Origin of the sequence: Flagellimonas cixiensis, from assembly GCF_042134615.1 — a bacterium.
GTDB classification, from domain to species: domain Bacteria; phylum Bacteroidota; class Bacteroidia; order Flavobacteriales; family Flavobacteriaceae; genus Flagellimonas; species Flagellimonas cixiensis.
The window spans coordinates 1961477-1987365 of record NZ_CP169639.1 but is presented as its reverse complement, the minus strand read 5'-3'; the positions used below and the strand labels follow the sequence as shown (position 1 = coordinate 1987365).

The 25889-nt window shown below is 42.1% G+C and carries 19 protein-coding genes and 1 pseudogene; 3 read left to right on the top strand and 17 right to left on the bottom strand.

Annotated features, from left to right (window positions below):
• Positions 1-39 precede the first annotated feature (39 nt).
• Positions 40-486, bottom strand: coding sequence for a cupin domain-containing protein (locus tag ABT310_RS08820; RefSeq protein ID WP_375323536.1), 447 nt, complete (start codon positions 484-486; stop codon positions 40-42).
• A gap of 72 nt (positions 487-558) precedes the next feature.
• Between ABT310_RS08820 and ABT310_RS08815 the strand changes: the two genes are divergently transcribed.
• Positions 559-1152: a TetR/AcrR family transcriptional regulator gene (locus ABT310_RS08815; protein WP_375323535.1), complete on the top strand. Its 594-nt coding sequence runs from the start codon at positions 559-561 to the stop codon at positions 1150-1152.
• Positions 1153-1210: 58 nt separating this feature from the next.
• Here the strand turns inward: ABT310_RS08815 and ABT310_RS08810 are convergent, their stop codons facing one another.
• The 13 genes and pseudogenes from ABT310_RS08810 to ABT310_RS08750 form a co-directional block, all read right to left on the bottom strand.
• Positions 1211-1621, bottom strand: a complete 411-nt coding sequence (locus ABT310_RS08810; RefSeq protein WP_375323534.1) for a DsrE family protein — start codon at positions 1619-1621, stop codon at positions 1211-1213.
• A gap of 11 nt (positions 1622-1632) precedes the next feature.
• Positions 1633-2310 carry a Tat (twin-arginine translocation) pathway signal sequence containing protein gene (locus ABT310_RS08805; protein WP_375323533.1) on the bottom strand — a complete coding sequence of 226 codons (678 nt, stop codon included), beginning with the start codon at positions 2308-2310 and terminating at the stop codon, positions 1633-1635.
• Between the two features lie 11 nt (positions 2311-2321).
• Positions 2322-3281: a c-type cytochrome gene (locus tag ABT310_RS08800; protein WP_375323532.1), complete on the bottom strand. Its 960-nt coding sequence runs from the start codon at positions 3279-3281 to the stop codon at positions 2322-2324.
• 307 nt (positions 3282-3588) lie between these two features.
• Positions 3589-4611: a Holliday junction branch migration DNA helicase RuvB gene (ruvB, locus tag ABT310_RS08795; RefSeq protein WP_375323531.1), complete on the bottom strand. Its 1023-nt coding sequence runs from the start codon at positions 4609-4611 to the stop codon at positions 3589-3591.
• Positions 4612-4645: 34 nt separating this feature from the next.
• Entirely contained in the window at positions 4646-5467 is an 822-nt protein-coding gene (locus tag ABT310_RS08790) for a GIN domain-containing protein (RefSeq protein WP_375323530.1), read from the bottom strand.
• 128 nt (positions 5468-5595) lie between these two features.
• Entirely contained in the window at positions 5596-7410 is a 1815-nt protein-coding gene (locus tag ABT310_RS08785; RefSeq protein ID WP_375323529.1) for a cbb3-type cytochrome c oxidase subunit I, read from the bottom strand.
• A 46-nt stretch (positions 7411-7456) separates the two neighbouring features.
• A complete protein-coding gene (locus tag ABT310_RS08780) occupies positions 7457-8515 on the bottom strand; it encodes a cytochrome c oxidase subunit II (protein WP_375323528.1) in 1059 nt (352 codons plus the stop codon).
• 33 nt (positions 8516-8548) lie between these two features.
• A complete protein-coding gene (locus ABT310_RS08775; protein ID WP_375323527.1) occupies positions 8549-9886 on the bottom strand; it encodes a quinol:cytochrome C oxidoreductase in 1338 nt (445 codons plus the stop codon).
• 21 nt (positions 9887-9907) lie between these two features.
• Positions 9908-10477 (bottom strand): c-type cytochrome, encoded by a 570-nt coding sequence (locus ABT310_RS08770; protein ID WP_375323526.1) that lies wholly within the window; start codon positions 10475-10477, stop codon positions 9908-9910.
• A gap of 4 nt (positions 10478-10481) precedes the next feature.
• Positions 10482-11009 carry a DUF3341 domain-containing protein gene (locus ABT310_RS08765; RefSeq protein WP_375323525.1) on the bottom strand — a complete coding sequence of 176 codons (528 nt, stop codon included), beginning with the start codon at positions 11007-11009 and terminating at the stop codon, positions 10482-10484.
• Between the two features lie 38 nt (positions 11010-11047).
• A pseudogene (nrfD, locus tag ABT310_RS08760) lies at positions 11048-12427 on the bottom strand (NrfD/PsrC family molybdoenzyme membrane anchor subunit); the annotation flags it as partial.
• Positions 12428-12457: 30 nt separating this feature from the next.
• A complete protein-coding gene (locus tag ABT310_RS08755; protein ID WP_375323524.1) occupies positions 12458-15568 on the bottom strand; it encodes a TAT-variant-translocated molybdopterin oxidoreductase in 3111 nt (1036 codons plus the stop codon).
• Between the two features lie 32 nt (positions 15569-15600).
• On the bottom strand, positions 15601-16959 hold the full coding sequence (locus ABT310_RS08750; RefSeq protein ID WP_375323523.1) for a cytochrome c3 family protein: 1359 nt from the start codon (positions 16957-16959) through the stop codon (positions 15601-15603).
• A gap of 235 nt (positions 16960-17194) precedes the next feature.
• Between ABT310_RS08750 and ABT310_RS08745 the strand changes: the two genes are divergently transcribed.
• Positions 17195-17584: an SPOR domain-containing protein gene (locus tag ABT310_RS08745; protein WP_375323522.1), complete on the top strand. Its 390-nt coding sequence runs from the start codon at positions 17195-17197 to the stop codon at positions 17582-17584.
• Positions 17585-17634: 50 nt separating this feature from the next.
• Here ABT310_RS08745 and infB read toward each other — a convergent pair whose 3' ends face one another.
• From infB to rimP, 3 genes are read right to left on the bottom strand one after another with little or no spacing between them, the layout of a single operon-like run.
• On the bottom strand, positions 17635-20373 hold the full coding sequence (infB, locus tag ABT310_RS08740; protein ID WP_375323521.1) for a translation initiation factor IF-2: 2739 nt from the start codon (positions 20371-20373) through the stop codon (positions 17635-17637).
• A 41-nt stretch (positions 20374-20414) separates the two neighbouring features.
• A complete protein-coding gene (gene nusA / locus ABT310_RS08735; protein WP_375323520.1) occupies positions 20415-21647 on the bottom strand; it encodes a transcription termination factor NusA in 1233 nt (410 codons plus the stop codon).
• 12 nt (positions 21648-21659) lie between these two features.
• Positions 21660-22121, bottom strand: coding sequence for a ribosome assembly cofactor RimP (gene rimP, locus ABT310_RS08730; RefSeq protein ID WP_375323519.1), 462 nt, complete (start codon positions 22119-22121; stop codon positions 21660-21662).
• Between the two features lie 324 nt (positions 22122-22445).
• Between rimP and ABT310_RS08725 the strand changes: the two genes are divergently transcribed.
• Positions 22446-25859, top strand: coding sequence for a PA14 domain-containing protein (locus tag ABT310_RS08725; protein WP_375323518.1), 3414 nt, complete (start codon positions 22446-22448; stop codon positions 25857-25859).
• Positions 25860-25889 lie beyond the last annotated feature (30 nt).

The window sequence follows — 25889 nt, the reverse complement described above, 5'->3', positions numbered from 1 at the left end:
TGTATTCTTTGAAGAACCAAGATACAAAAGACAGGAACATTATCCTTGCATGGATGGCGGTATGGTCATATCAAAGTCTGCCGCCGTGGCCAATACGCGCTCTATAATTTGAGGTGCAACAGATTTCGAAATGGCCTCATCTTCATTTTCTGGCACTCCAAAGGTTTCAAAGAATTTATTAAACCCTTTTGGACTATGGATGTTTAGCCATGTACAAGAGGATTGTGTTTTGTTGCTAAAAGTGTGTAGCGTACCGGGAGGCACATCCACTGACTCTCCTTTTTTACAAACTTGAATTTTTCCATCGATAAAAAACTCCAACTCACCTTCCAAGACAAAAAAAGCTTCTTTGTATTTACTATGCACATGAGGTGGTGGACCTTGTGCCCCTGCCGGAGTCTCACAAACCACCATGTCGTAGTCACCCGATGTTGGGTGCAAGGTTACTTTTTGACCCAAGACCCATTTTGAAGTAATGTTTTTCATTTTATGAGATTTTTGTCTCACAAACATATTGCTTTATTTTTTAGATTCAAAATTATATGAGATATTTGTCTCATGAAAGATGAACATATTCAAACCGGTCGTAAAAAACAAAAGCAAAATACAAGGGATAACATCCTGAGCAGTACTAAGACCTTGTTGGAAAAAAATGAGGTTTTAACGATGGAAAAAATTGCACAACACGCGGGCATTTCAAGGGCAACCATTTATAGGTATTATTCCAACACGGATTCCATCTCCACTGATTTGGCTCTTCAACTTAATGTACCTGATACCGAAGCCATTATCGAGCAGCATAAAACCGGTAGTCCATCGGGTGGTCTATTACAGATTCAGAAAGCATTTCTAGAATTCAGCATTGAAAATGAGCAGGCTTCAAGAAAATTCTTGGCCGCAGTTCTTTCTACAACCCATGCTAAAATGAGTAGAGGCCAAAACAGAATCAATGCACTCAAGGCCTACTTTAAGTCACAGAACATTCCATTGACCTCCGCAGAGCAGGAAAAATTAATTCATATTGCTGTTCTTTTAATGGGCATCGAATCCATAATCACAGCCAAAGATGTTTGTGGTTTGGAAAATGAAAGTACCATTGATACCATGACGTGGGGGTTACAAATGATTCTTAAGGGGTGCAACATGCAATAAAAAAAGCCGAAGTGGTCTACTTCGACTTTTTATTTTTAAAATTAAAAGATTTGTTTCATCATTGGGCTTCTTTAATATAACCCCAGCCTTCTTTCTGCTTCATGATGATTTCATAAATACCATCAGGGACAGAACCAACACCGGGAATCAAATCACCCATCGTCATTTCATGTCTCTTCATGGTTTGTTGACATATTACGATGGAGACATTATCTTTTTGGACAATCTCTGACAAGGTCTCCCCAGCCACTGATGATTTATTGTCCACCATCTTATAGGCCCCACTGTAAATAACCAACTCAAACTCTGAATCTGGATAGGCTTCCGCCATTAAACGTAAATGTTTAGCCGCGGTCCTATGTACATCGGGATTGCTACTGGTCACATCGAACACCACTTTTATAGGTTCGGTTTGTGCCATAACCATGCTAGATGCCATAATCAGCATCAATACGATTGCTTTTTTCATTTTCCCAAGATTTATTCTCCTGCGAAGATGTAACCACAACCTTCTTCTTGTGCCCTACCCAAGGCCCAAACCCCGGAAGGCACTATTTGAATACCCGGCAATACCGCAGCTTTCCATTCCTCATATACCTCATTTGGGTCTTTGCCCATTTGTTGTGCGGCAGCGCCACTATACACATTAATCGCCAAGTTACATACGCAGAACATGGCACCTCGGCCCAGCATATCCTTCACCCCTTGAATCATTGGCAATGGAAAATCTCCTTCCTGTGGTTCGTAAAACGGATTACGATCATAGGCAGTGCCATCTGCCTTTTTAATATGAAACATTTCTCCCAAAGGATATTTTTTCCAAAGGTCATCACTCAAGGCAAAGGGAATGGCATCGTGGCGGAAAACAGTCATAGCTGTGATTTGGTCATCGGTGGAACCCATCTCATTATTGGACAAATAATACGCCCAGTTCCAAATAATCGGAAAACCTTTGTGAGGATATGATCCATCATAAACCACTCTATGTTTTCCCTTAATGGACTTCATCCAAGTTTCAGCATCATTCATTTCTGAAGTAGTAAATTCTGGCATTCCTGCCAAAATTGGATTAGCGAAGACAGATAATGTTGAAGCTGTTGCCCCCAACATCATGGCTCCCATGAAATTGCGTCTTGTTGTTGTTTCTGTTGTTTTCATTTTACATGTGTTTATTTAGATTTACTGATTTGATGTTCTTTTTTGTAGTACTCCATGATAGGTTGGAACGGCCCCAATTGGTGCTGTTCTTCGGTGAAGTGGTCCACATAAGGACCATAGGGGGTAGAGACTGGTTTTTTTACCAGATTGGGGAAGTCTTTTTCCCGATTGGGTTTTGTTGGCCGTAATTTTTGGTTGATGTATCCCGCCACATCAAAGGCCTCTTCGTCGGTAAGAATGGGATTATCGAAAGTTGTTCCGTAGGGCATATTGCCCTTGATAAATTCTGCTGCGGTAATCACTCGGGTCATTCCCGCACCATTGTTATAAGAATCGTCTCCCCAAAGGGGAGGGTATAAATAAAGTCCAGTGGTTTCCAATGTTTGACCTTGTCCATCCAAACCATGGCATTCCACACAGTTTTTTTGGTAAACCATTTCTCCATTGACCAAATCTACTGCCCTATTGGGAATTTCAACTTTTAAAAACCCTTGCCCTATTATTTTTCCGTTTTTGGGGGTTGCCCTGCCCAGCCAATCCATGTAGGCCACTAGCGCAACCATTTCTTCGCTTTGTTCGGACATCATCTTACCATTCATGCTGCGCTCCATGCAACCATTTACACGTTCTTCAATGGTGCCCATTTTATCCTCGCGTCCACGGTATTGTGGAAAACGTTGCACCACACCAATCAATGGGGCTGCGTATGGTTTGGTTCCTCCATTTAAATGACAACTTGCACAGGCCAAATTGTTACCTGCAAACATTTTTGTGCTATCCTTTTGTTTGGGGCCAATGTGCAATGGTGTATTTCTGAAAATATCGAAGCCCTTTTTGATGAGTTCATTCTTTTCAGAAAAGGAAAGGTTATAGACGTTATAATCCATATAATAGACATCATCCGGAAATTCAACATAACTGCCTTTTTGATTTCCGAACCCCAATCCTACCATTATTACAGCAAATGCCAAAACAATGATCAAGGTGGAGCAAATGCCAATTTTAAGACATAACGTCTTTATCTGTTTAGACAGAAATTGAACATTGTTTGTATAGGGAGTACTCCCACTTTTTTGACCGCCCTCCATAATTGCCCCTTGTTGGAGATAAAATTAAATGGCGGATTTGGGAGCAAGCCAATAAACATAAGATGAAAATTGCAATGTATCAATCAGTTAGCCCAATCAACATAATCCATTACAAATCAAATCAATATACGAAAGATTACTAAGGTATCTTGGATTTTTTTAACAATAATTTAGTTGAACTGAAATATGATCAAAATAGACCGCCTTGTGTGCCTCCCTTTATTCTACCCAAGTGTTTGTAGGCTAATTCGGTGACTTCTCGACCGCGCGGGGTACGCATGATGAAACCTTGTTGTATCAAAAAAGGCTCATACACTTCTTCTATGGTCTCGGCACTTTCGGAAACGGCAGTGGCCAAAGTAGTGATTCCAACAGGTCCTCCCTTAAATTTATCGATGATAGTGGTTAGGATTTTGTTATCCATTTCATCCAATCCATGTGCATCCACGTTCAAAGCTTTTAAGCCGAACTGCGAAATTTCAATATCGATATTTCCATTGCCCTTGATTTGTGCAAAATCACGAACCCTACGCAGCAATGCATTACAGATTCTGGGGGTGCCTCGGCTACGGCCTGCAATTTCGATGGCTGCTTCATTGGTGATGGGCACTTTGAGAATTTCCGCACTTCGTTCCACAATAGTAGACAACAATTCGGTGTGGTAATATTCCAATCTGCTTTGGATGCCAAATCTGGCACGCATGGGAGCAGTCAATAATCCTGAGCGTGTAGTGGCGCCCACCAAGGTAAAGGGACTCAAATTTATTTGAACGGTACGGGCATTGGGACCCGACTCAATCATAATATCAATCTTATAATCTTCCATGGCGGAATACAGGTATTCCTCGACAATGGGGCTCAACCGATGGATTTCATCAATAAAAAGTACATCACGTTCCTCCAAATTGGTCAATAGACCGGCCAAATCACCGGGTTTATCCAAAACGGGGCCTGAAGTGACTTTAATGTTAACCCCAAGCTCATTGGCCAAAATATGGGCCAAAGTGGTTTTCCCCAATCCTGGAGGTCCATGAAACAAGGTATGGTCCAAAGCCTCGCCACGAAGGTTGGCCGCCTGTACAAAAACCTTTAGGTTTTCCAATACTTGGGCCTGTCCCGTAAAGTCATCGAAAGTAATGGGCCTTAGGGCTCTTTCTATATCGAGTTCTTCTTGTGAAAAATTATCGGCTGTTGGATCTAGGTTTTCATTCATTGTTCCACAAATATAGTTGAAGGAACTTGATCTGTTACTGCTTTTTGATTAATTGGGCAGTATCCAAAAATTCTTGAATTTGGATTTTTGGGGTACCGTAAAGATAAATTACCGAACTACCCTTTGCGCTAATATCTACTTCATCTACAGCAAATACTCTGGCAGAGGCGTCGTCTTGAATGGCTAGTTTAAAATTTACGGCTTGCATAGCCTCCCCTTTGTATCTGGATTGTTGGAAAAAATTAGCTTGCAATCGCTCTGAGCTACCTTCCAAAGTCAAGGTAGCATTGCCCTCCAAATCCAAAACAGCTGTATTAGAAGTGGTATATACCAAGGCTTCGGTTCTACTATTTAAACTTATATTGAGCGAATCGGCATCCACATGAAAGTCTCCTTTACTGTTTTCTTCCAAATTAATATCCATAACCGCCACGTTCGCCTTAATATCCATTCGTGTATTTTCAAAGCCATCCACAAAAAGTTCATTGCCCTCTATGACATTATTCGTGCTTACGCTTCCCTTTTTGACAGCAATAGACTGGAGTTCGGAGTAATTCACAGTGATATCGAATTGTTTGTTAGCCGTAACATCATAATAAGAACTAATCATCAAAGTGGTGCCCTCAACTTCAAATTTTAAAATATCGATAAGATTATCATCGGCCACTATGTGATACCCTGGTCCATTGGTTCTTTCCAAATGAATTTCAAGGTCGTCATTGAGTACAATGGCATTAAAGGCTGGTAATTCATCTGAAACTTCGGTCACAATCCTACTCCCCTTTATTTTAGGTTTGCGTTGGGCAATTGTGAGTAAAGGAGCGATGACAAATATGAGCAGAAACAGTTTTCTCATAACAGTGTTTTTGAATGATATTCTATCCTAAAGATATTACAATTCAATTGAATGGGGTTGCATTAGGATGTCCACTATAAAAAAAGCCCATCCAAATTGGACGGGCTTTTCTAAGTTATAATGTTTATCTAATGGTTGAGTTCTTCTTCATTTTCCTGAAGCGGAACGTTCTGTGGAACGAAATCTTGTCCAGAAATAATGTACTCACCATTTTCATAGGTTTTACTATAATCGTATGCCCAACGGTACACGTGAGGAATCTCGCCTGGCCAGTTTCCGTGAATGTGCTCTTGTGGAGTTGTCCACTCCAATGTGTTAGAGCCCCAAGGGTTAACAGGTCCTTTTTTACCGTAGAAGATACTTGATATAAAGTTGTAAACGAAAATCAACTGCGCCAAACCAGCGATGATTGCAAACACGGTCATCAATACCTGAACGTTGGTCAATTCATCGAACATTGGGAACGCTGTATTTTCATAGTAACGTCTTGGCACCCCTGCCATACCCACAAAGTGCATTGGGAAGAATACCCCGTAGGCACACACTGCTGTAATCCAGAAGTGAACGTACCCTAAGTTTTTGTTCATCATACGACCTTGGAACATTTTCGGGAACCAGTGGTAGATACCAGCAAACATACCGTACAAGGCAGAGATACCCATTACCAAGTGGAAGTGAGCTACTACGAAATACGTATCGTGAACGTTGATATCCAATGTACTATCACCCAAAATGATACCTGTAAGACCACCAGTGATAAAGGTAGATACCAATCCGATGGAGAACAGCATAGCTGGATTCAATTGAAGGTTACCCTTCCAAAGTGTCGTGATATAATTAAATGCTTTTACTGCAGATGGAATTGCAATCAACAAGGTTGTAAAGGTAAATACTGACCCCAAGAATGGGTTCATACCGGATACAAACATGTGGTGACCCCAAACGATGGTTGAAAGGAATGCAATGGCCAATACTGAGGCAATCATCGCTCTATAACCAAAGATTGGCTTTCTGGCGTTGGTAGACATTACTTCGGAAGTGATCCCCAATGCCGGCAACAATACGATGTATACTTCAGGGTGACCCAAGAACCAGAACAAGTGTTCGTACAATACTGGGGAACCACCTTGGTAGTGCAATACTTCACCTTGAATAAAGATATCCGAAAGGAAGAACGATGTTCCGAAACTACGGTCCATAATCAACAATAATGCTGCTGACAACAATACTGGGAACGAGATTACACCGATAATCGCAGTTACGAAGAATGTCCAGATAGTCAATGGCAAACGAGTCATTGACATTCCTTTTGTTCTTAAGTTAAGTACGGTTACAATGTAGTTCAAGGATCCCAAAAGTGATGATGCGATGAAGATGGCCATAGAAACCAACCACAAAGTCATACCCATACCAGAACCCGGCTGAGCCATTGGCAAAGCACTCAAAGGTGGGTAAATGGTCCAACCTGCAGCGGCAGGTCCAGCTTCTACAAATAGGGAAATGATCATGATCACTGAAGAAACAAAGAACATCCAGTACGAAACCATGTTCATGAATCCTGATGCCATATCCCTTGCTCCAATTTGCAATGGAATCAAAAGGTTACTAAATGTACCACTCAATCCCTGTGTCAATACAAAGAACACCATTAAGGTACCATGAATGGTCACTAATGCCAAGTAAATATCGGCATCCATAACACCATCAGGTGCCCATTTGCCCAATACGGCCTCGAAAATCCCGAAAGACTCACCTGGCCAAGCCAATTGCATTCTAAATAGCAAAGACATGGCTATACCAATGAATCCCATAATCAAACCTGTAATCAGATATTGTTTAGATATCATCTTATGGTCTTGACTGAAGATGTATTTGGTTACAAAGGTCTCCTTATGATGATGCCCGTGATCTTCGTGTCCGTGTTCGTGTCCAGTAGCTGACATAATCTATCTTAAATTTTTTTAATGTTCTTTCTTCCTATCCTAATTATTATTCCGCAGGGGTCATGCTTTGTTTGAAAGTAGACTGCTCTGCCATCCATGCGTTGAATTCCTCTTCGGTTTCAACAACAATCTTCATTTGCATGTTGTAGTGTGATTTACCACAAATCTTGTTACACAACAAAACATAATCAAACTCCCATGGGTCTGTATTAGGTTTTCCTTCTGCTGCCCATTGTGCTCGTACAGCATTGGTTCTTTTTACTTTTTCCACTACATCAGGATTCAATCTCATATCTGCAGTAGTAACCGTAGGGGTAAAAGAGAACTGGGTAATCATACCTGGCACACAGTTCATTTGAGCTCTAAAGTGAGGCATGTATGCAGAGTGCAATACATCCTGAGATCTCATTTTAAAGTTCACTTTTCTACCTACTGGCAAGTGTAATTCTTTTACGATCACATCGTCTTCACCATTCGGGTCCGCTTCATCAATACCCAATATATTGGCTTTATCAATGTTAATCAATCGAACATTCGCATCACCCAGAACGTTATCGTCACCTGCGTAACGCGCTGTCCAGTTAAACTGCTGTGCGTAAAGTTCGATTACGATAGGATCATCGTCTTCGTTAATATCCATGATGTTGGTCCAAGTGTACAATCCCCAAAGGATCAAACCTGCCAAAACCACTACTGGAATAATGGTCCAGATAAACTCCAAACGATCGTTGTCTGCGTAGAAAAGGGCCTTCCTTCCTTTTTGACCTCTATACTTGTATCCAAAATAGTGCAACAAGGCTTGGGTAATGGTCTGTACGAAGAAAATAATCGCGAAAGACACCCACATCAGTTGGTCGTACTCTCCACCATGTGCAGAAGCAGCTTCCGGCAACAACATTTTGGAGTACTTTACAAAACTAAAAATGGTAATTCCGTAAATAAATACCAAAAAGGCAAACAATAGATAACCATTGTTTTTATTGTCGGAATCGTTGGCTATTTCAGCGTCTTCTGTTTTGGTTTGCGACAATTCGAAAATCTTGGTCATTTGCCAGATTGCAATCGCCACTAAAACTAAAACAGTCAATGTTAATAATGCAGTCATCGTTTATCTATCTAAGACTTAAATCGTATTATTTTAATAATGAAAGTGTCTACTTTCTTCAATAAATGGGTTGCGTTTTGGCTGTAAAGGTGCCTTGGTCAAAGTGGTGAACACGGTGAACACAAACAAACCTCCAAAGAACAATATCCCACCTATCTCTGGTACACCTATGTACCATTGGTCTCCCACGGTAGCTGGCATAATCATATTGAATATATCCAAATAGTGACCGAAAAGTATCACAATACCTGTCATGATCACGAACCAATTTACACGCTTGTAATCGCTGTTCATCAACACCAACAATGGGAAGATGAAGTTCAACGCCAACATTCCGAAGAATGGCAATTTGTAATCTGCAATACGAGCTACGTAGTAAGTTACCTCTTCAGGTATATCTGCGTACCAGATCAACATGAACTGGGCAAACCAAAGGTAGGTCCAGAAAATACTGATACCGAACATGAACTTCGCCAAATCATGGATGTGGCTATCGTTCACATCTTCCAAATATCCTTTGGATTTAAGGTAAACAGTTACCATGGCAATCACAGTGATACCGGACACAAACATACTTGCGAACACATACCATCCAAACAAGGTACTGAACCAGTGTGGATCTACGCTCATGATCCAATCCCAAGACATCATGGATTCGGTTACTAGATAGAATACCAAGAAACCGGCAGACCATCTAAAGTTTTTTACGAAGTTGCTATTGTCGTTTGACTCGTCTTGAGCCAATGAAAGTTTTCTTGACAATTGACGGTAGAAAATCCAACCACCCAAGAAAATGGCTGCTCTTACCAAAAAGAATATAGGATTCAAGTATCCCGCTTTTCCTTGTAACAACTCATCATGAGCTACTACTTCTGGGTCCATCCAAACAAACATGTGGTTCATGTGCATTACGGACAATACCAAAATCACAAATACAATGATTCCACCAGGAACCAAATATCCTGTGATTCCCTCCATCACTCTAAACAACAATGGGGACCAACCTGCTTGGGCAGCTCTTTGAATGGCATAAAAGGCCAACACGCCCAATGCTATCATAAAGAAAAAGAAAGCAGCTACGTACAATGCAGACCAAGGTCTGTTTTGCAATTGGTGCAACAAGTGTGTATCGTGGGAGGAATCGTGTTCTTCGCCATGGGCTGCTTCTGCGCCATGACCCTGCTCCTCACCATGTTCGGTTGTTGCTTCCTCTGCATGACCTCCGCCATGACCATCGTCATGAACTGCAACCATAGCTTTTGCCTCTTCCACTGTTGATGGGGCAGAAACAAATCCAATGACCAGGAAGATTAATCCTAGCGCCATGGCAATGAAAGATCCTATTCTAAGTTTGTTTGAAAAGGTATACATAGTTCTCTTACTCTTATCCTATTATTTTGTTAGGTCTTCCTTTAACTTCATCACATATTCAGACACTTGCCACATTTCTTCCTCGTTGGCGAATTGGGCTGCATATGAACCCATGGAATTCAATCCATAATAAATGGTGTGATATGTGGTACCTACTGTAATGTTACGTGCCGCATCATTGTAGTTGGGAACACCCAATATTTTTTCACGCTTCACCAAGTTTCCTTGACCATCTCCTTTGGCTCCGTGGCAGATTGCACAATAAATATCATACAGCTCTTTTCCTCTGGCCAAGTTCTTTTCTGTATCCAAAGAATCCAATGGGCTGGTGTTTAAACGTGCCAATTCTTTTCCTTCTGGAGTATTTTCGAACTCATATGGTAAAAATCCACGGGCAATGGTTCCCTCAACAGGCAACATGGCCTCGGTTCCATCAGGGAACAAACCATTGTCCACCCCTTGATAGGTCTCATAGCCTACGGGTTCGTACATGTTTGGCATGAATTGGTAGTTTGGACTGTTCTTATCTTTACAAGATGCAGCGAACAGCACCAAAACCAAAGCAACACTTATTTTACCTAATTGCTTCATATTATTAAGACTCCTTTTCTGTAACTTTTACTTCTATCGCGCCTGTCTCCATCAACAAAGCGGCAAGTTCCTTTTCATTATCATGTACACCAATTTCCATCAAAAAATGATCATCTGTGGTACGTACATCAGGGTTTTCGGCTTTTTTAAAGGGCCACATTCTACTTCTTAGGTAAAAAGTGATCACCATTAAGTGTGCTGCAAAGAACACGGTAAGCTCGAACATGATCGGCACAAAGGCTGGCATATTCTCCAAGTAGCTAAAGCTAGGCTTACCACCGATATCCTGAGGCCAGTCCTCGATCATGATAAAATTCATCATCACTACGGCAACGGTCAATCCCAAACATCCATAAAGGAAGGAGGTAATGGCGATACGTGTATCTGCCAATCCCATAGCCTTGTCCAACCCGTGAACTGGGAATGGAGTGTACACTTCCTCAATATGATGGTGCTCTGCCCTAACCTTTTTTACGGCATGCATCAACACATCGTCATCGTTGTAAAGTGCTTGTATAACTTTTGATGCCATAATTATTCTTTATCGTCATTTAAATTTTTAGCCTCTTTGGCCTCACGCAACTTCTTGTATCGCTCTCCTGAGGATTTCAAGATGGATTTTACCTCTGCCTGTGCAATTACAGGGAATGTTCTGGAATACAATAGGAACAACACAAAAAAGAATCCGATAGTCCCCACAAAGATTCCAATATCCACAAAGGTTGGGGAGAACATGGTCCAAGATGATGGCAAGTAATCCCTGTGCAATGAGGTAACAATGATCACGAAACGCTCGAACCACATCCCTATGTTTACCACGATAGAGATAAAGAAAGAGAACATGATACTGGTACGTAATTTTTTAAACCACATGAACTGAGGCGAGAACACGTTACAGGTCATCATGGACCAGTAAGCCCACCAGTAAGGTCCTGTAGCCCTGTTCAAGAAGGCGTATTGTTCGTACTCAACTCCCGAGTACCAAGCAATGAACAACTCCGTGATATAGGCACATCCTACGATAGAACCTGTAATCATGATTACGATGTTCATCAACTCAATATGCTGTACTGTGATGTATGCTTCTAGGTTACACACTTTACGCATAATGATCAAAAGCGTGTTCACCATGGCAAATCCAGAGAAAATCGCACCAGCAACGAAGTATGGTGGGAAGATGGTGGTATGCCATCCTGGAATTACCGAAGTAGCAAAGTCAAACGATACGATGGTGTGTACCGAAAGTACCAAAGGTGTTGCCAAACCTGCCAATACCAAGGAAACTTCCTCGAAACGTTGCCAGTCTTTAGCTCTACCTGTCCAACCGAAGCTCAACAAGCTGTATATTTTCTTTTGGAAAGGTTTTACTGCTCTATCACGAATCATGGCAAAGTCAGGCAAAAGACCTGTCCACCAGAATACCAATGATACAGAAAGGTACGTTGAAATCGCGAATACGTCCCAAAGCAAAGGTGAGTTAAAGTTCACCCAAAGGGATCCGAATTGGTTAGGGATTGGAAGCACCCAATATCCCAACCATGGGCGACCCATGTGGATGATCGGGAACAAACCTGCCTGAACTACCGAGAAGATGGTCATCGCCTCCGCAGAACGGTTGATCGCCATTCTCCATTTTTGACGGAACAATAATAGTACGGCCGAAATCAGGGTTCCTGCGTGACCAATACCTACCCACCAAACGAAGTTGGTAATATCCCAGGCCCAGTTAACGGTTCGGTTTAGACCCCAAACCCCAATACCCGTGGAAACGGTATAAATGATACATCCTAGACCCCAAAGGAATGCCACAAGTGCGATGGAAAATACAATCCACCATTGCTTGTTGGCCTTTCCCTCTACCGGACGGGCAATATCCACTGTTACATCGTGGTATCCTTTGTCTCCGACCACTAAGGGCTTTCGAATAGGTGCTTCGTAATGCGACGCCATAATTTATCTTCTAATTACTTCTTTTATTGATTAAGCCTCGTTGGTGTTCCTTACTTTAACATGATAGAACACATTTGGTTTTGTGCCCACATGCTCCAATAAATGGTACATTCTATCATCTGCTTTCAACTCGGCAATTTTGCTGTCGTGATCGTTAACATCTCCAAATACCATAGCTCCACTACTACAAGCTGCAGAACATGCGGTCTGGAACTCTCCATCTTTGATGGTTCTTCCATCTCTCTTGGCATCCAAAATGGTCTTTTGGGTCATTTGGATACACATGGAGCATTTTTCCATAACCCCTCTTGAACGAACGTTAACATCTGGGTTGATAACCATTTTACCCAAGTCGTTGTTCATGTTAAAGTCAAACTCATCGTTGTTGTTGTACAAGAACCAGTTGAACCTACGTACTTTGTATGGACAGTTGTTTGCACAATATCTTGTACCTACGCAACGGTTGTATGCCATATGGTTTTGACCTTGTCTACCGTGGGATGTAGCAGCAACTGGACAAACCGTCTCACATGGAGCGTGGTTACAGTGCTGACACATTACAGGCTGGAATGCTACTTGTGGGTTGGCCGATGGGTCTTCCATTTCACCAAAACCTCCAAGGGCACCTTTATCTCCGAACAAACCTTCCATTCCTTCTTTCTTCTCGTTATCAAGCTCGAAAGTTTCTTCTGAAGAGTAATATCTGTCGATACGCAACCAGTGCATATCACGTGAACGACGCATTTCCGCTTTACCCACCACAGGAACGTTGTTCTCTGCATGACAAGCAATCACACAAGCACCACAACCAGTACATGCATTCAAGTCGATAGATAGGTTGAAGTGGTGTCCAATACTTCTATCAAATTCCTGCCATAGGTCGGCATCTGGAGAAGTCACAGGGATTTCATTGTGGTTCAATGAAACATGTGGCATTGGGTTCCACTCAGCGTGGTCTTTGGTATTGAAGATCTCCAAGGTGGTTTCCTTGATGATATCTCCTCTTCCCATTAATGTTTTATGTGATTGGATACATGCAAACTCGTGCTCCCCAGCTGCTTTTTCAACAGACACTGTTTGCACATCGGAGAAGTTGCTATAAAGCGTATAGGCATTTACACCCGTAGCCATCTCAGCTTGCATCCCTGCTTTTCTTCCGTATCCAAAGGAAAGTCCAACAGTGCCCACGGCTTGACCTGGCTGAATAATTACTGGAACACTTTCCAATACTGTTCCGTCAACAGTCAAGTTTACGTAGCTTCCGTTTACACCACCATCGGCTTCAATTGTATTTTCTAGACCCCAGCTCTCAGCATCTGCTTTGGAAACTGTTAGGTAGTTATCCCAAGAAACTCGGGAAATAGGATCAGGGAATTCTTGCAACCATGGGTTATTGGCCTGACGACCGTCCCCCATACCTGTTTTGGAATAGAATACCAATTCAGTTCCATTGCTCGTTGCGTTCACCAACGAACGAACCGCAGCAGCGATTGGTGCCACTTCAGTTTCTTCTTCTGTTTCAGAAGCAGCTACTTCAGATTCTTCCTCAACAACTGGAGCTACAAATACCCCATCCATCAAAGCTTTGTTCCAAGAACCACCTTGCAGCACATCAGTACTCCAGGTTTCTTTGATGTATTCGTAATATGTTTTTTCAACGCCCATCCATGTCAACAAGGCCGTTTGAAACTGTTTCGTATCAAACAACTCGCGAATGGCTGGTTGCGCCAAGCTGTAATGTCCTTTTTTAAGCTCTACATCACCCCAAGATTCCAAATAGTGGGATGCAGCAGCAACATAACCGACAGATTGAGCCGTTTCATCATTGTTGAAAGCAAAGCTCACGGACAAATCAACTTGTCCAAGTCCGGTTACGAATTCTTCTGAATTTGGAAGTGTGTACACTGGGTTCACACCATCCATAATCAATGCACCAACACGACCAGCATTCATGTCAGCAACCAACTTGGTTACCTTAGCTGTATCACCTTGACGCACATATTTAGGCTTTTCAGCATCGAAAGCTTTACTCGCCAATAATTTATTGATAGCCAAAACAACTGTTTGGGCATTCACATCATTTAAACCAGATACCACAACGGCACCGCTTCCAGCTTTTTTGATTTCAGCCGCTACTTTATCTACAGCTTCATCCACATCGGAAGTTCCACCTCCAACACTGCTACCGTTCAATTTCCCGTACAATTTTGCCAAGGCAATTTTTTGTTGGGTCGGCGTCATTGGGTAACGCTTATCAGCATTTGCACCGGTCAAAGACATATTGGACTCCATTTGGATGTGACGGGACATTTTACCATGTTTAGGTACACGTCCTTTAGCATATCCACTGTCATAACCTCCACCTTGCCAGTCTCCCAAGAAATCAGCACCGAAAGAAACGATCAAATCAGCTTTTTCAAAATCGTAATCCGCCAAGGCTCTTTCACCGTAGGCTTTTTCGAAAGCATTCAAAGCAGCATCTTCGGAAATAGCATCATAAACCACGTGGTTTACATTTTCTCCGTAAGCAGCCTTGAATTCAGCAATCAATTTAGCAGTTGACGGACTTGCATACGTCTGAGTCAACAATGCGATTTGCTTATTGGAACCTTTTAAAGCATTCAATTTTGCCTTAACGGTCGCATCCAACACTTTCCACTCAATAGGCTCACCATTGGCACTTGGCCCCTGAACCCTCTTGCTATCATATAAGGAAAGAACAGAAGCTTGCACTCTCGCGTTAGCCCCTCCATTTACCTTTGCATCGGTATTGTTTTCAATTTTGATGGGCCTACCCTCTCTTGTTTTTACCAAGATACTGGCAAAATCAAAACCATCCGCGATAGTGGTCGCGTAGTAGTTGGCCACACCAGGAACAATATTCTCTGGCTGCACCACATAAGGAATAGATTTATGCACTGGTCCCTCACAAGCAGCTACGGTTGCAGCAGCCGTACTAAAACCAACATATTTCAAGAAATCCCTACGGGTTGTATTTGATTCTGACAAGTTTTCCTTGTCACCCAAAAACTCATCAACTGGAATTTGTTCTGTAAACTCGTTGTTTCTTAGCGCCTCAACAATGGAATCGTTCGGATTCAACTCCGCTTCACTTTTCCAATATTTTTTGTTTGATGCCATACGATATATCTGAGATTATCTTCTTTTAATTCTTAATAGTGACACTTACCACATTCCAAACCGCCCATCATGGCAGCGGTCAATTCCTCTACACCATACTTTTTGGAAAGCTCTTCATGAATTGCCTCATAGTATTCGTTACCTTCCATTTTCACGTTGGTCTCACGGTGACAGTTGACACACCATCCCATGGTCAATGGAGCATATTGCTCAACGATTTCCATTTCCTCAACCGGTCCGTGACATGTTTGACACTCTACCCCAGCAACGGATACGTGCTGAGAGTGGTTGAAATATGCAAAATCTGGAAGGTTGTGGATTCTCACCCACTCTACAGGTTGTGCCTCACCCGTATAACTTTGGTTTTCCTCATCCCAACCCACAGCTTTGTACAATTTCTTGATTTCTCCTGTATAGAAGTCGTTCGTGTATCCTGCAGCCAAATCCTCAGCAGATGGACCTTCTGGGTTACCCGCGTATTGGTAGATGGACTTGTGACAGTTCATACACACATTCAATGAAGGAATTCCAGAAGTCTTGGAAACCCTTGCGGATGAGTGACAATATTTACATTCAATTTTGTTATCTCCTGCGTGGATTTTGTGCGAGAAGTGAATTGGCTGAACAGGAGCATATCCTTGATCAACACCCACCTGCATCAAATAACCATAAGCAAAGTATGCGCCTGAAAGCAATAGGAAGATAACAGACACCAAAACCAAGAATTGGTTTTTAATGAATGCCTTCCAAATTGGCATACGCTTTTCCTTCTCTTGCTCCAACACCACTCCATTGGCCTCAGCAATTCTCCTAAGTGTTTTGTTGACCAAAATCAACATCAACACCAAAAGACCAAAAATCAGCGCTAAAGCACCAAGAATCAATTCATTTGAAATACCCGAGCCAGAACCAGTAGTCGCAGCTTCACCTCCTGCAGCAGCAGCGGTAGTAACCGGTGCTGGTGGTGGCGCAGCAGTGTAGGCCAAAATATCATCGATATCTTGATTGGACAATGTTGGGAAAGGCGTCATGGCCGCCTGATTGTACTCGCTATAAATTTTGTTGGCATAGGTATCACCTGAAGAAATCATCCCTGGGCTGTTTTTCACCCAAGTATAAATCCATTCCTTGTCCAACCCTTCATCTTCAGCCAACCTTGTTTCTACATTTGCCAAAGCAGGACCCGTCATTTTACGATCCAATGCGTGACACGCAGCACAGTTCTGATTGAAAAGTTGTTTTCCTTTTACAGCATCACCACCAGCAGCAGCTTCAGTGGTTGTTTCTGCAGCAGCTTCAGTTGCTTCCTGTGCATAAAAAGAAGTAGTTGAAAGTAGGAGAGTTAAACCTAAAACTTTAGAAAATAGATGGCGGTATAAAACCTTTTTCATATTTACGAAATTTCTATCGAAATCTATGGCACGATTCTTTCTATTGAAATTGAGAACAATAGCTTTTTACCCTACCTAGAGTGGCGACAAAAATAAGACATACAGGCAATTTTTGAAATCTTAAGGTATTCATAAATTACAATTTATAAAGATTCTAAATAATATAGCTCAATCCTTTTTGTTATTAATAAATTACATTTGCATAACGCATAACAAGTTAAAATATCGGAACGCAATGAAAACCACCGTATTTACTACAATACTGATAGGTTTAACCCTTCAAATATCTGCACAACAAGGCCAAGTGAGCATTCAGCAAGATGCCAAGATTGACCAGCTGGTTGAATTGTACACCACAGCGCATGCCAATACAGGCTACTACCAAATTCAAGTAGGTTTTGGGAACTACAATAAAGCCCAGGAACTAAAAGACCAAGTGGATATTGATTTTCCGGATTGGTATTCTAAAATTGAATTTGAATCCCCTACCTACCGGGTGAGATTGGGCCGTTTTAAGACCAAATTGGAAGCGGAACGCAAGTATTTGGAAGTTCGAAAAAAGTATCCCAATGCCATGCTTTTAAAACCAAAGGAAAAAGAGGTCAGACCTAAAGAAAAGTCATAAAAAAATCCCGCAATTAGCGGGATTTTTTATTTCTATAGAGTTTGTATCGTTTACAACTTCTTCTTTACTGCCACCTCTTGGAAAGCTTCTAGAATATCACCTTCACGAACATCGTTATAGTTCTTCACCTGCAATCCACAATCGTATCCTTTGGATACTTCCTTAACATCGTCTTTGAAACGTTTCAAGGAAGCCAATTCTCCAGTATAGATTACCACACCATCCCTGATCAAACGAATTTGTGAGTTTCTGAAGATTTTTCCACTGGTGACCATACAACCTGCAATGGTTCCGATTTTCGAAATCTTAAAGGTTTCCCTAATCTCCGCATTACCGGTAACTTCCTCTTTGATCTCTGGTGAAAGCATACCTTCCATCGCATCTTTAAGGTCGTTGATGGCGTCGTAGATAATGGAATAGGTTCTGATATCGATTTCTTCTTTATCAGCAACCATTCTGGCATTACCCATTGGTCTCACATTAAATCCTATAATAATCGCATCGGAGGCACTTGCCAACAATACATCGGATTCTGTAATGGCGCCTACTCCTTTGTGAATAATATTTACTTGGATTTCGTCTGTTGACAATTTCTGGAAGGAATCGGTCAATGCTTCCACAGAACCATCCACATCTCCTTTAAGGATAATGTTCAATTCTTGGAAATCACCCAAAGCGATTCTTCGTCCAATTTCATCCAATGTGATATGACGTTGCGTTCTTACCGATTGCTCACGTTGCAACTGCGAACGCTTGGCGGCAATCTGTTTGGCTTCACGCTCATCTTCCAATACGTGGAATCTGTCACCTGCCTGTGGGGCTCCATCCAATCCTAAAATAGAAATAGGCGTCGATGGCCCAGCTTCTTTAATATCCTTACCACGCTCATCTTGCATGGCCTTTACCTTTCCACTACATGTTCCTGCCAATACATAATCTCCAATACGAAGTGTACCAGCCTGGACCAAAATCGTAGAAACATAACCTCTACCTTTATCCAAGAAAGCCTCCACTACAGTACCGTTGGCCAATTTATCTGGATTGGCTTGCAATTCCAATAATTCAGCTTCCAACAATACTTTTTCCAACAATTCATTAACTCCTTGACCCGTCTTGGCCGAAATATCATGGGACTGAATTTTTCCTCCCCAATCTTCCACCAAAAGGTTCATTTGAGCCAATCCTTCCTTGATCTTGTCAGGGTTTGCTGTTGGTTTATCAACCTTATTAATGGCAAATATAATAGGTACACCCGCTGCTTGCGCGTGACTGATTGCTTCTTTGGTCTGAGGCATAATATCATCATCCGCAGCAATCACAATAATAGCAATATCCGTTACTTGAGCACCCCTTGCACGCATCGCGGTAAACGCTTCGTGACCTGGTGTATCCAAGAAGGTAATTTTTTGTCCATCTGGCAAGGAAACCCCATAAGCACCAATGTGCTGGGTAATTCCACCACTTTCACCGGCAATTACATTCTCTTCACGAATGTAATCCAGTAAAGATGTTTTACCGTGGTCTACGTGACCCATCACCGTTACGATTGGCGCTCTAGACTTCAAATCTTCTGGTGCATCGGTGTCTTCCTCTATGGATTCTTCGATTTCAGCAGTTACAAACTCTACCTCATAACCAAATTCATCGGCTACAATGGAAAGTGTTTCCGCATCCAAGCGTTGGTTCATGGTCACCATGATTCCCAAAGACATACAGGCTGAAATTATTTGGGTAGAAGAAACATCCATCATGGTAGCCACCTCATTTACGGTCACAAACTCTGTTACCTTGAGGATTTTGCTTTCCAATTCCTGCTGTTCAAGATCTTTTTCCGTTTGCTGACGGTGCTGATCTCTTTTCTCTCTTCTATACTTGGCTCCTTTACCCTTGCTGGATTTCCCTTGGAGTTTTTCCAAGGTTTCCCTTACCTGTTTTTGTACTTCTTCTTCGGTAGGCTCAACTTTTGGAACATTGGTTCGCTGTCCTTTTCCTCGTTGGTCACCTCCTCTATTAGCATTGCCACGTGGACCACCGCCTCCGGCTTGTGGACCATTCTTAACAATTCGTTTTCTTCTTTTCTTCCTATCCGCATTCCCATCAGAAGCATTGGATTTATTATCCTCTTTCTTCTTCTTTGGTTTGTTAAATTGGGAAAGGTCGATTTTATCACCTGTAATTTTAGGCCCGGATAGTTTCTGATATTTGGTTTTGATGGTACCAGATTCTTCTTCCTCCTTTGGCGCTTCCACTTTCGGAGCCTCCTCTTTTTTTGGAGCCTCTTCTTTTTTGGCTACAGGAGCAATTTCCTCTTTTTTAACTTCAGGTGCAGCTTCTTCTTTTTGAACGGGCGCTTCCTCTACTTTGGACTCTTCAACCTTTGGTTCTTCCTCCTTAGGTTTTTCTGCTTTGGGTTCGCTTGGCTTTTTATCCAAATCGATTTTACCCACTGTTTTAGGACCAGAAAGTTCTGCCTTGGCTTTGATCACCTGCTGTGCAGCTTCTCTTTTTTCCTTGGCTATTCTTTTCTCTTCCAACTCTTGTTCCATTTGGATACGAATAGCTTCCTTCTCCTTACGCTTTTCCTCACCAACTTCTTTGGAGGCTACTTTTTTGCTCTTATCCGTTTGGAACTCATCCAACAGGACTTGATACACCTCATCAGATATTTTTGTTGTAGGACGCGCCTCTACCTCATGCCCTTCTGAAGCCAGATAGTCCACTGCCCTGTCCAATGAAATGTTCAATTCTCTAAGAACTTTATTAAGTCGTATTGTTGGATTTCCTGCCATAAATTGATTTACTTCCCTAAAAATTCGCTGCTAATATAAGTCTAATCTTCAAATTCTTCCTTGAGGATTCGAATCACATCAAGGATTGTTTCTTCTTCCAAATCGGTTCGCTTCACCAAATCGGTAACATCATGCTCCAAAACACTTCTGGCGGTATCCAAACCAATCTTCTTGAATTCCTCTATCACCCAGCTTTCTATTTCATCTGAAAACTCGGTCAATTCCACATCTTCTTCTACGCCCTCACGGAATACATCAATCTCATAACCAGTCAATTGACCTGCCAATCTGATATTATGCCCGCCTCTACCAATTGCCTTGGAAACCTCCTCTGGCTTAAGGTATACCTGAGCAGTTTTCTTTTCATCGTTCAACTTAACCGAAGAAACTCTTGCTGGGCTAAGTGCACGCGTAACCATTAATTGTGGATTGTTGGTCCAGTTGATCACATCGATGTTCTCATTGCCCAATTCCCTCACAATTCCATGGATTCTTGACCCCTTCATACCTACACAGGCACCCACGGGATCAATTCTATCGTCGTAAGAATCCACTGCAACCTTAGCTTTTTCACCAGGGATACGCACGGCCTTTTTAATGGTGATTAAACCATCGAACACCTCTGGAATTTCTTGGAAGAACAATTGCTCCAAGAAAATAGGGGATGTTCTGGACATGATGATGGCCGGCTTGTTTCCTTTAAGCTCAACACTTTCGATAATTCCACGAACGTTATCTCCCTTTCGAAAAAAGTCAGATGGAATCTGCTTTTCCTTTGGAAGTATGATTTCATTGCCTTCGTCATCCAACAAAATTACTGCCTTGTGACGAATATGGTGAACTTCAGCGGTGTAAATCTCACCTTCAAGGTCTTTAAACTGCTTGTAAATGGTAGTGTTGTCATGCTCATGAATCTTAGAGATCAAGTTTTGACGCAAGGCCAAAATCGCCCTTCTTCCAAGGTCAATCAATTTCACCTCTTCAGAAACATCTTCCCCTACCTCAAAATCCGGCTCAATTTTACGAGCTTCGGAAAGTGATATCTCCTCATTCGGATCCTCAACTTCACCGTCTTCCACAACCACACGGTTTCTCCATATTTCCAAATCCCCTTTATCGGGGTTGATGATGATATCAAAATTGTCGTCAGAACCAAATTTCTTCTTTAGCGCGCTTCGGAAGACTTCTTCCAAAATGGCCATAAGGGTCACCCTGTCAATAAACTTATCGTCCTTAAATTCCGAAAAGGATTCGATGAGCGCTAGGTTTTCCATTTTCTACTACAATTAAAAATTTAATATAACTTTTGCTTCTTTGATCTCAGAAAAGGCAATTTGCTGTTTTTTCTGTACCGTAACTTTACCTTTACCCACGGGCTTTGGCTCTCGAGCCTTCCACTCCAAGGTAATATGGTCTTCCGAGGTTTCCACCAACTTCCCTTCTACTTCTTCAGAGCTGGTCCTCACCTTCAGCTTTCTTCCAATATTTTTCTTGTACTGACGGGGTAATTCCAGAGGCGACGTGGCCCCTGCGGATGTAACCTCCAAGGAAAAATCTTCCTCTTCACGGTCCAAGTTGTGTTCTATGGCCCGGCTCACGTTCATGCAATCCTGAAGATTCACCCCATTGTCACCATCCAAAATTACTCGAATCGTGTTATCTCCCCCTACGGTAAAATCTATCAAAAACAAGGATGGATTTTCTTCCAATGCCTTGTTCAACAATGATTCCACTTTTTCCTTCAACATAAGAAATCAGTAATAAAAGAGGGGACTCAAGGTCCCCTCATGAATACTTTTATATCCGTTCAGTGGCGCAAATATACGACAAATTATATAGTTTCCATAACCAATCCTATTTTTAAAAATAGGTTAAATATTATTTATCAAGTATTTACTTTTAAAATGCTGTCCAAAATTTATTTACTCCCAAAACTGGACTACAAATTCCTACATACGCCCCAACTATATAACATAATATCTTCATTGACAATGGATATGCCCTATTTGGCAACAAATATTTTGTGTCATGGACGTACTACCCAATTTTTGAGGCTCAATCTACAAAAGCAAATGGGCACAACCTCGACCAAAACATTAAAAACCAGTGGTTTTATTCATGTATGTATGCCTTTATTGGCATACATTATGTTGGGGACCTCATCTTCTTTTTCGCAAACCACACTTTGGAGCGAAGATTTCAACAGTTATGCCAATGGCACAGAAAATGGAACTGCACTTGGGTCATCCGGTTCCAATTGGACCACAACATTAACAAATGCTGTTTGGGTACAAGAAAATCGTATTGAAGCCAACAACCTAGGCACAGAAGGTATATGGCAAACGAACTCCATCAATATATATGGGTATCAGGCGGTAAATTTTAGTTTGGATGTGGCAACACAATCTGCCACCAACCAATTTGAGGCCGGTTCGGATTATTTTATAGGTGAGTATCGAGTAGATGGTGGTTCGTGGATAGAATTTGAAAATGCATCGGGAGATTCCAACCCATCAGATCCTTTAAATTCTTCGTATACCGTTAATCTTGCCACAACTGGCAACACTTTAGAAATCAGGATTCGGTTTTACAACACCGCGAGTAACGAGTATTATTACCTAGACAATATAATTGTTCAAGGCACAACTAACCATTGTAATGGCGAGGTCGACTTTGAATTTTATGACAGTTCTCCTACCGGAAGCACCACAGACAACATCCCAACTTCCGGTTACTTGGGCTCAGGCACCTATACCAGTTTTGATGTGGATGCTCTTCAAAATCAAGAAGACCCTGGTGATGCCGACAATTTTAGTATCCGATACAATGGTTACATACAAATAGATACAAGAGGATCCTATACGTTTTATACCAACTCCGATGATGGGTCCAAACTATTCATTGACGGCAACGAAGTTGTGAACAATGATGGGGGCCATGGTACTCGTGAAAGGTCGGGCAATATTACCTTAACCTCTGGATTGCATGACATTACAGTTCTCTATTTTGAAAACGGCGGTGGAGAATCATTAACCGTTCAATATCAAGGACCTGGCATTTCCAAACAAAATATTCCATTCTCAAAACTTTACTCCAATTGTAGTACGGCAAGTGCCGACCTTGATGGGGATGGTATTGATGATATTACCGATGTGGACGATGACAACGATGGCATTTTGGATGTTGATGAATGCGGGGGATTGGGAGGAAATTTTGTGCAGACTGCAACCAATGTCCAAAACTTTAGCAACACCTCAAATGCGGAAGGTAACCCTGGCAGCTCCTATGCCTCAAACCCCGTCACCACGCATCAAGGTTCCTCCATTATTCTTTTCCAATTTACACAAGTAATTCCAATAGGAACTAGCGTTAGCGTCTACTTAAGTGCAGACCCTGCCGTTTCAACCTCAGACATGCAAATTCAAAATTCCAGTGGCGGTTGGATTGCCAACGCTGGCGGAATACCTTCGGGTTCTATTACAGAAATCACATTTACCGTTTCAACAAGTAATTTTCAATCTTTTAGAGTAGAGGCATACCAGCTCGGTGCACGAGTACATGGTGCCAGTTATGGAGGAAGTACGGATTGTAGCACCGTAGACACGGATGGAGATGGAAATCCGAATTATCAAGACTTGGACAGTGACGGCGATGGCATCCCTGACAATGTGGAAGCACAAACATCTTTAAGCTATGTAGCTCCGTCAGGTTTCGACACCAACAATAACGGTTTGGATGACGCATATGAAGGCGCAGGGGTATCACCTGTTGATACAGAAGGTGATGGCACTCCTGATTTTATGGATACCGATAGTGATGACGACGGCACTTCAGATACTACAGAAGCTACACTCACCATAACAGGTTCCGATAGTGATAACGATGGATTGGACAACGCAACAGATGCCACTACAGGATATAATGACCCAGGCGGAACTATAGATAACCCGTTGAACACCAATGGCGGTTCTTTAATGCTTCCCGATTCTGATGGTGATGTGAATTCTGGTGGCGATTTGGATTTTAGGGATGATACTTTGAATGACAATAACCCTCCTTCAATCACCGCTACTGGGGATCAAGTTTTCTGTCCTGCTTCAACCATTGCAATTGCAGAAAGTGTATCGATTACCGATTCCGACAGCAGCACTTTGGATGCTGTTTACCTACAAATATCTTCCAATTACGATGTAACTGGTGATGTTTTAACCTTAACAGGAACCCATCCCAACATTATAGCAAGCTGGGATAGTTCCGAAGGAAGACTGCTGCTAAATGGTCCGGCAACCCTGACAGAGTTTGAAACGGCAATTGCCGCTGTAGAATTTGAAACAACAGCTACGGTTGCTAGCGGTGACACAAGAACCTTTTCCATAGTTCTTCATGAAGCCAACTATCTAGAGTCCACTGGACACTATTATGAATATGTGCCCTCCTTGGGAATTACATGGACTGCTGCCCGAGATGCTGCTGCATTAAGAACATTTTACGGCCTCCAAGGATATTTGGCTACAATTTCCATTCAAGATGAATCTGACCTATTGGGGTCACAAGCACCAGGTGCCGGTTGGATTGGAGCTAGTGATGCCACTACGGAAGGAGATTGGTATTGGGTAACCGGACCTGAAGCAGGAACCTTGTTTTGGAGAGGTGACGCCGGAGGCACTGCCTATGCTTATGAATTTTGGAATTCGGGGGAACCCAACAACTCAGGTGATGAAGATTACGCGCACATTACAGCACCTGGTGTTGGTTTACCTGGTTCATGGAACGACCTTTCCAATTCTGGAGCAGCAAGTGGCGACTATCAACCTAAAGGATATTTAGTGGAGTACGGAGGCATGCCTGGCGACCCGCCCTACCCTAATTTAGCAGCAACAACTAAAATTACTGTAGACAACGAAGCACCAACAGCAAGCGCCCCTGCACCTATTACAGTGTATTGTTCTGATGACATTCCTATAGCGGATGTTACCCAAATTACAGATGAAACTGATAATTGCGATACCAGTCCGACAGTAACTTTTATGGGAGACTTGAGTGATGGTGGCACCAACCCAGAGATAATCACTAGAACCTATAGGATTACCGATGCCTCTGGAAACATTCTTGATGTGGAGCAAACTATTACCATAGCTCCATTTGCAATTACATCACAACCAACTGACCAAACCGTCATTTTAGGAAATAACGGCGTTTTTACGGTTACGGCATCCAATGTGGACACCTACCAATGGGAAATGAGTACAGACAACGGAAACAACTTCACTCCCATTATGGATGGAGGGGAATACATGGGATCCCAAACTGGAACTCTTACCATAAACCAACCCAACTCCAATAAGAATGGATATATTTTTCGTGTTTTGATATCGAACAGTGCAGGAAGTTGTGCGGCACTAACTTCAGACCAAGTTATGCTATCGATAAAATCAGGAAGGATAACTACAAATCGGGGCATCACCTACCGAGTCAACAAAAATTAGTCGCAAAATCCTCATCAAAAAATCACCTGT

What these genes read in the sequence shown, in the direction of transcription:
- ABT310_RS08820 (WP_375323536.1), bottom strand. Translation starts at nt 486, where the DNA reads ATGAAAAACATTACTTCAAAATGGGTCTTGGGTCAAAAAGTAACCTTG.
- ABT310_RS08815 (WP_375323535.1), top strand. Translation starts at nt 559, where the DNA reads ATGAAAGATGAACATATTCAAACCGGTCGTAAAAAACAAAAGCAAAAT.
- ABT310_RS08810 (WP_375323534.1), bottom strand. Translation starts at nt 1,621, where the DNA reads ATGAAAAAAGCAATCGTATTGATGCTGATTATGGCATCTAGCATGGTT.
- ABT310_RS08805 (WP_375323533.1), bottom strand. Translation starts at nt 2,310, where the DNA reads ATGAAAACAACAGAAACAACAACAAGACGCAATTTCATGGGAGCCATG.
- ruvB (WP_375323531.1), bottom strand. Translation starts at nt 4,611, where the DNA reads ATGAATGAAAACCTAGATCCAACAGCCGATAATTTTTCACAAGAAGAA.
- ABT310_RS08790 (WP_375323530.1), bottom strand. Translation starts at nt 5,467, where the DNA reads ATGAGAAAACTGTTTCTGCTCATATTTGTCATCGCTCCTTTACTCACA.
- ABT310_RS08785 (WP_375323529.1), bottom strand. Translation starts at nt 7,410, where the DNA reads ATGTCAGCTACTGGACACGAACACGGACACGAAGATCACGGGCATCAT.
- ABT310_RS08780 (WP_375323528.1), bottom strand. Translation starts at nt 8,515, where the DNA reads ATGACTGCATTATTAACATTGACTGTTTTAGTTTTAGTGGCGATTGCA.
- ABT310_RS08775 (WP_375323527.1), bottom strand. Translation starts at nt 9,886, where the DNA reads ATGTATACCTTTTCAAACAAACTTAGAATAGGATCTTTCATTGCCATG.
- ABT310_RS08770 (WP_375323526.1), bottom strand. Translation starts at nt 10,477, where the DNA reads ATGAAGCAATTAGGTAAAATAAGTGTTGCTTTGGTTTTGGTGCTGTTC.
- ABT310_RS08765 (WP_375323525.1), bottom strand. Translation starts at nt 11,009, where the DNA reads ATGGCATCAAAAGTTATACAAGCACTTTACAACGATGACGATGTGTTG.
- ABT310_RS08755 (WP_375323524.1), bottom strand. Translation starts at nt 15,568, where the DNA reads ATGGCATCAAACAAAAAATATTGGAAAAGTGAAGCGGAGTTGAATCCG.
- ABT310_RS08750 (WP_375323523.1), bottom strand. Translation starts at nt 16,959, where the DNA reads ATGAAAAAGGTTTTATACCGCCATCTATTTTCTAAAGTTTTAGGTTTA.
- ABT310_RS08745 (WP_375323522.1), top strand. Translation starts at nt 17,195, where the DNA reads ATGAAAACCACCGTATTTACTACAATACTGATAGGTTTAACCCTTCAA.
- infB (WP_375323521.1), bottom strand. Translation starts at nt 20,373, where the DNA reads ATGGCAGGAAATCCAACAATACGACTTAATAAAGTTCTTAGAGAATTG.
- nusA (WP_375323520.1), bottom strand. Translation starts at nt 21,647, where the DNA reads ATGGAAAACCTAGCGCTCATCGAATCCTTTTCGGAATTTAAGGACGAT.
- rimP (WP_375323519.1), bottom strand. Translation starts at nt 22,121, where the DNA reads ATGTTGAAGGAAAAAGTGGAATCATTGTTGAACAAGGCATTGGAAGAA.
- ABT310_RS08725 (WP_375323518.1), top strand. Translation starts at nt 22,446, where the DNA reads ATGGGCACAACCTCGACCAAAACATTAAAAACCAGTGGTTTTATTCAT.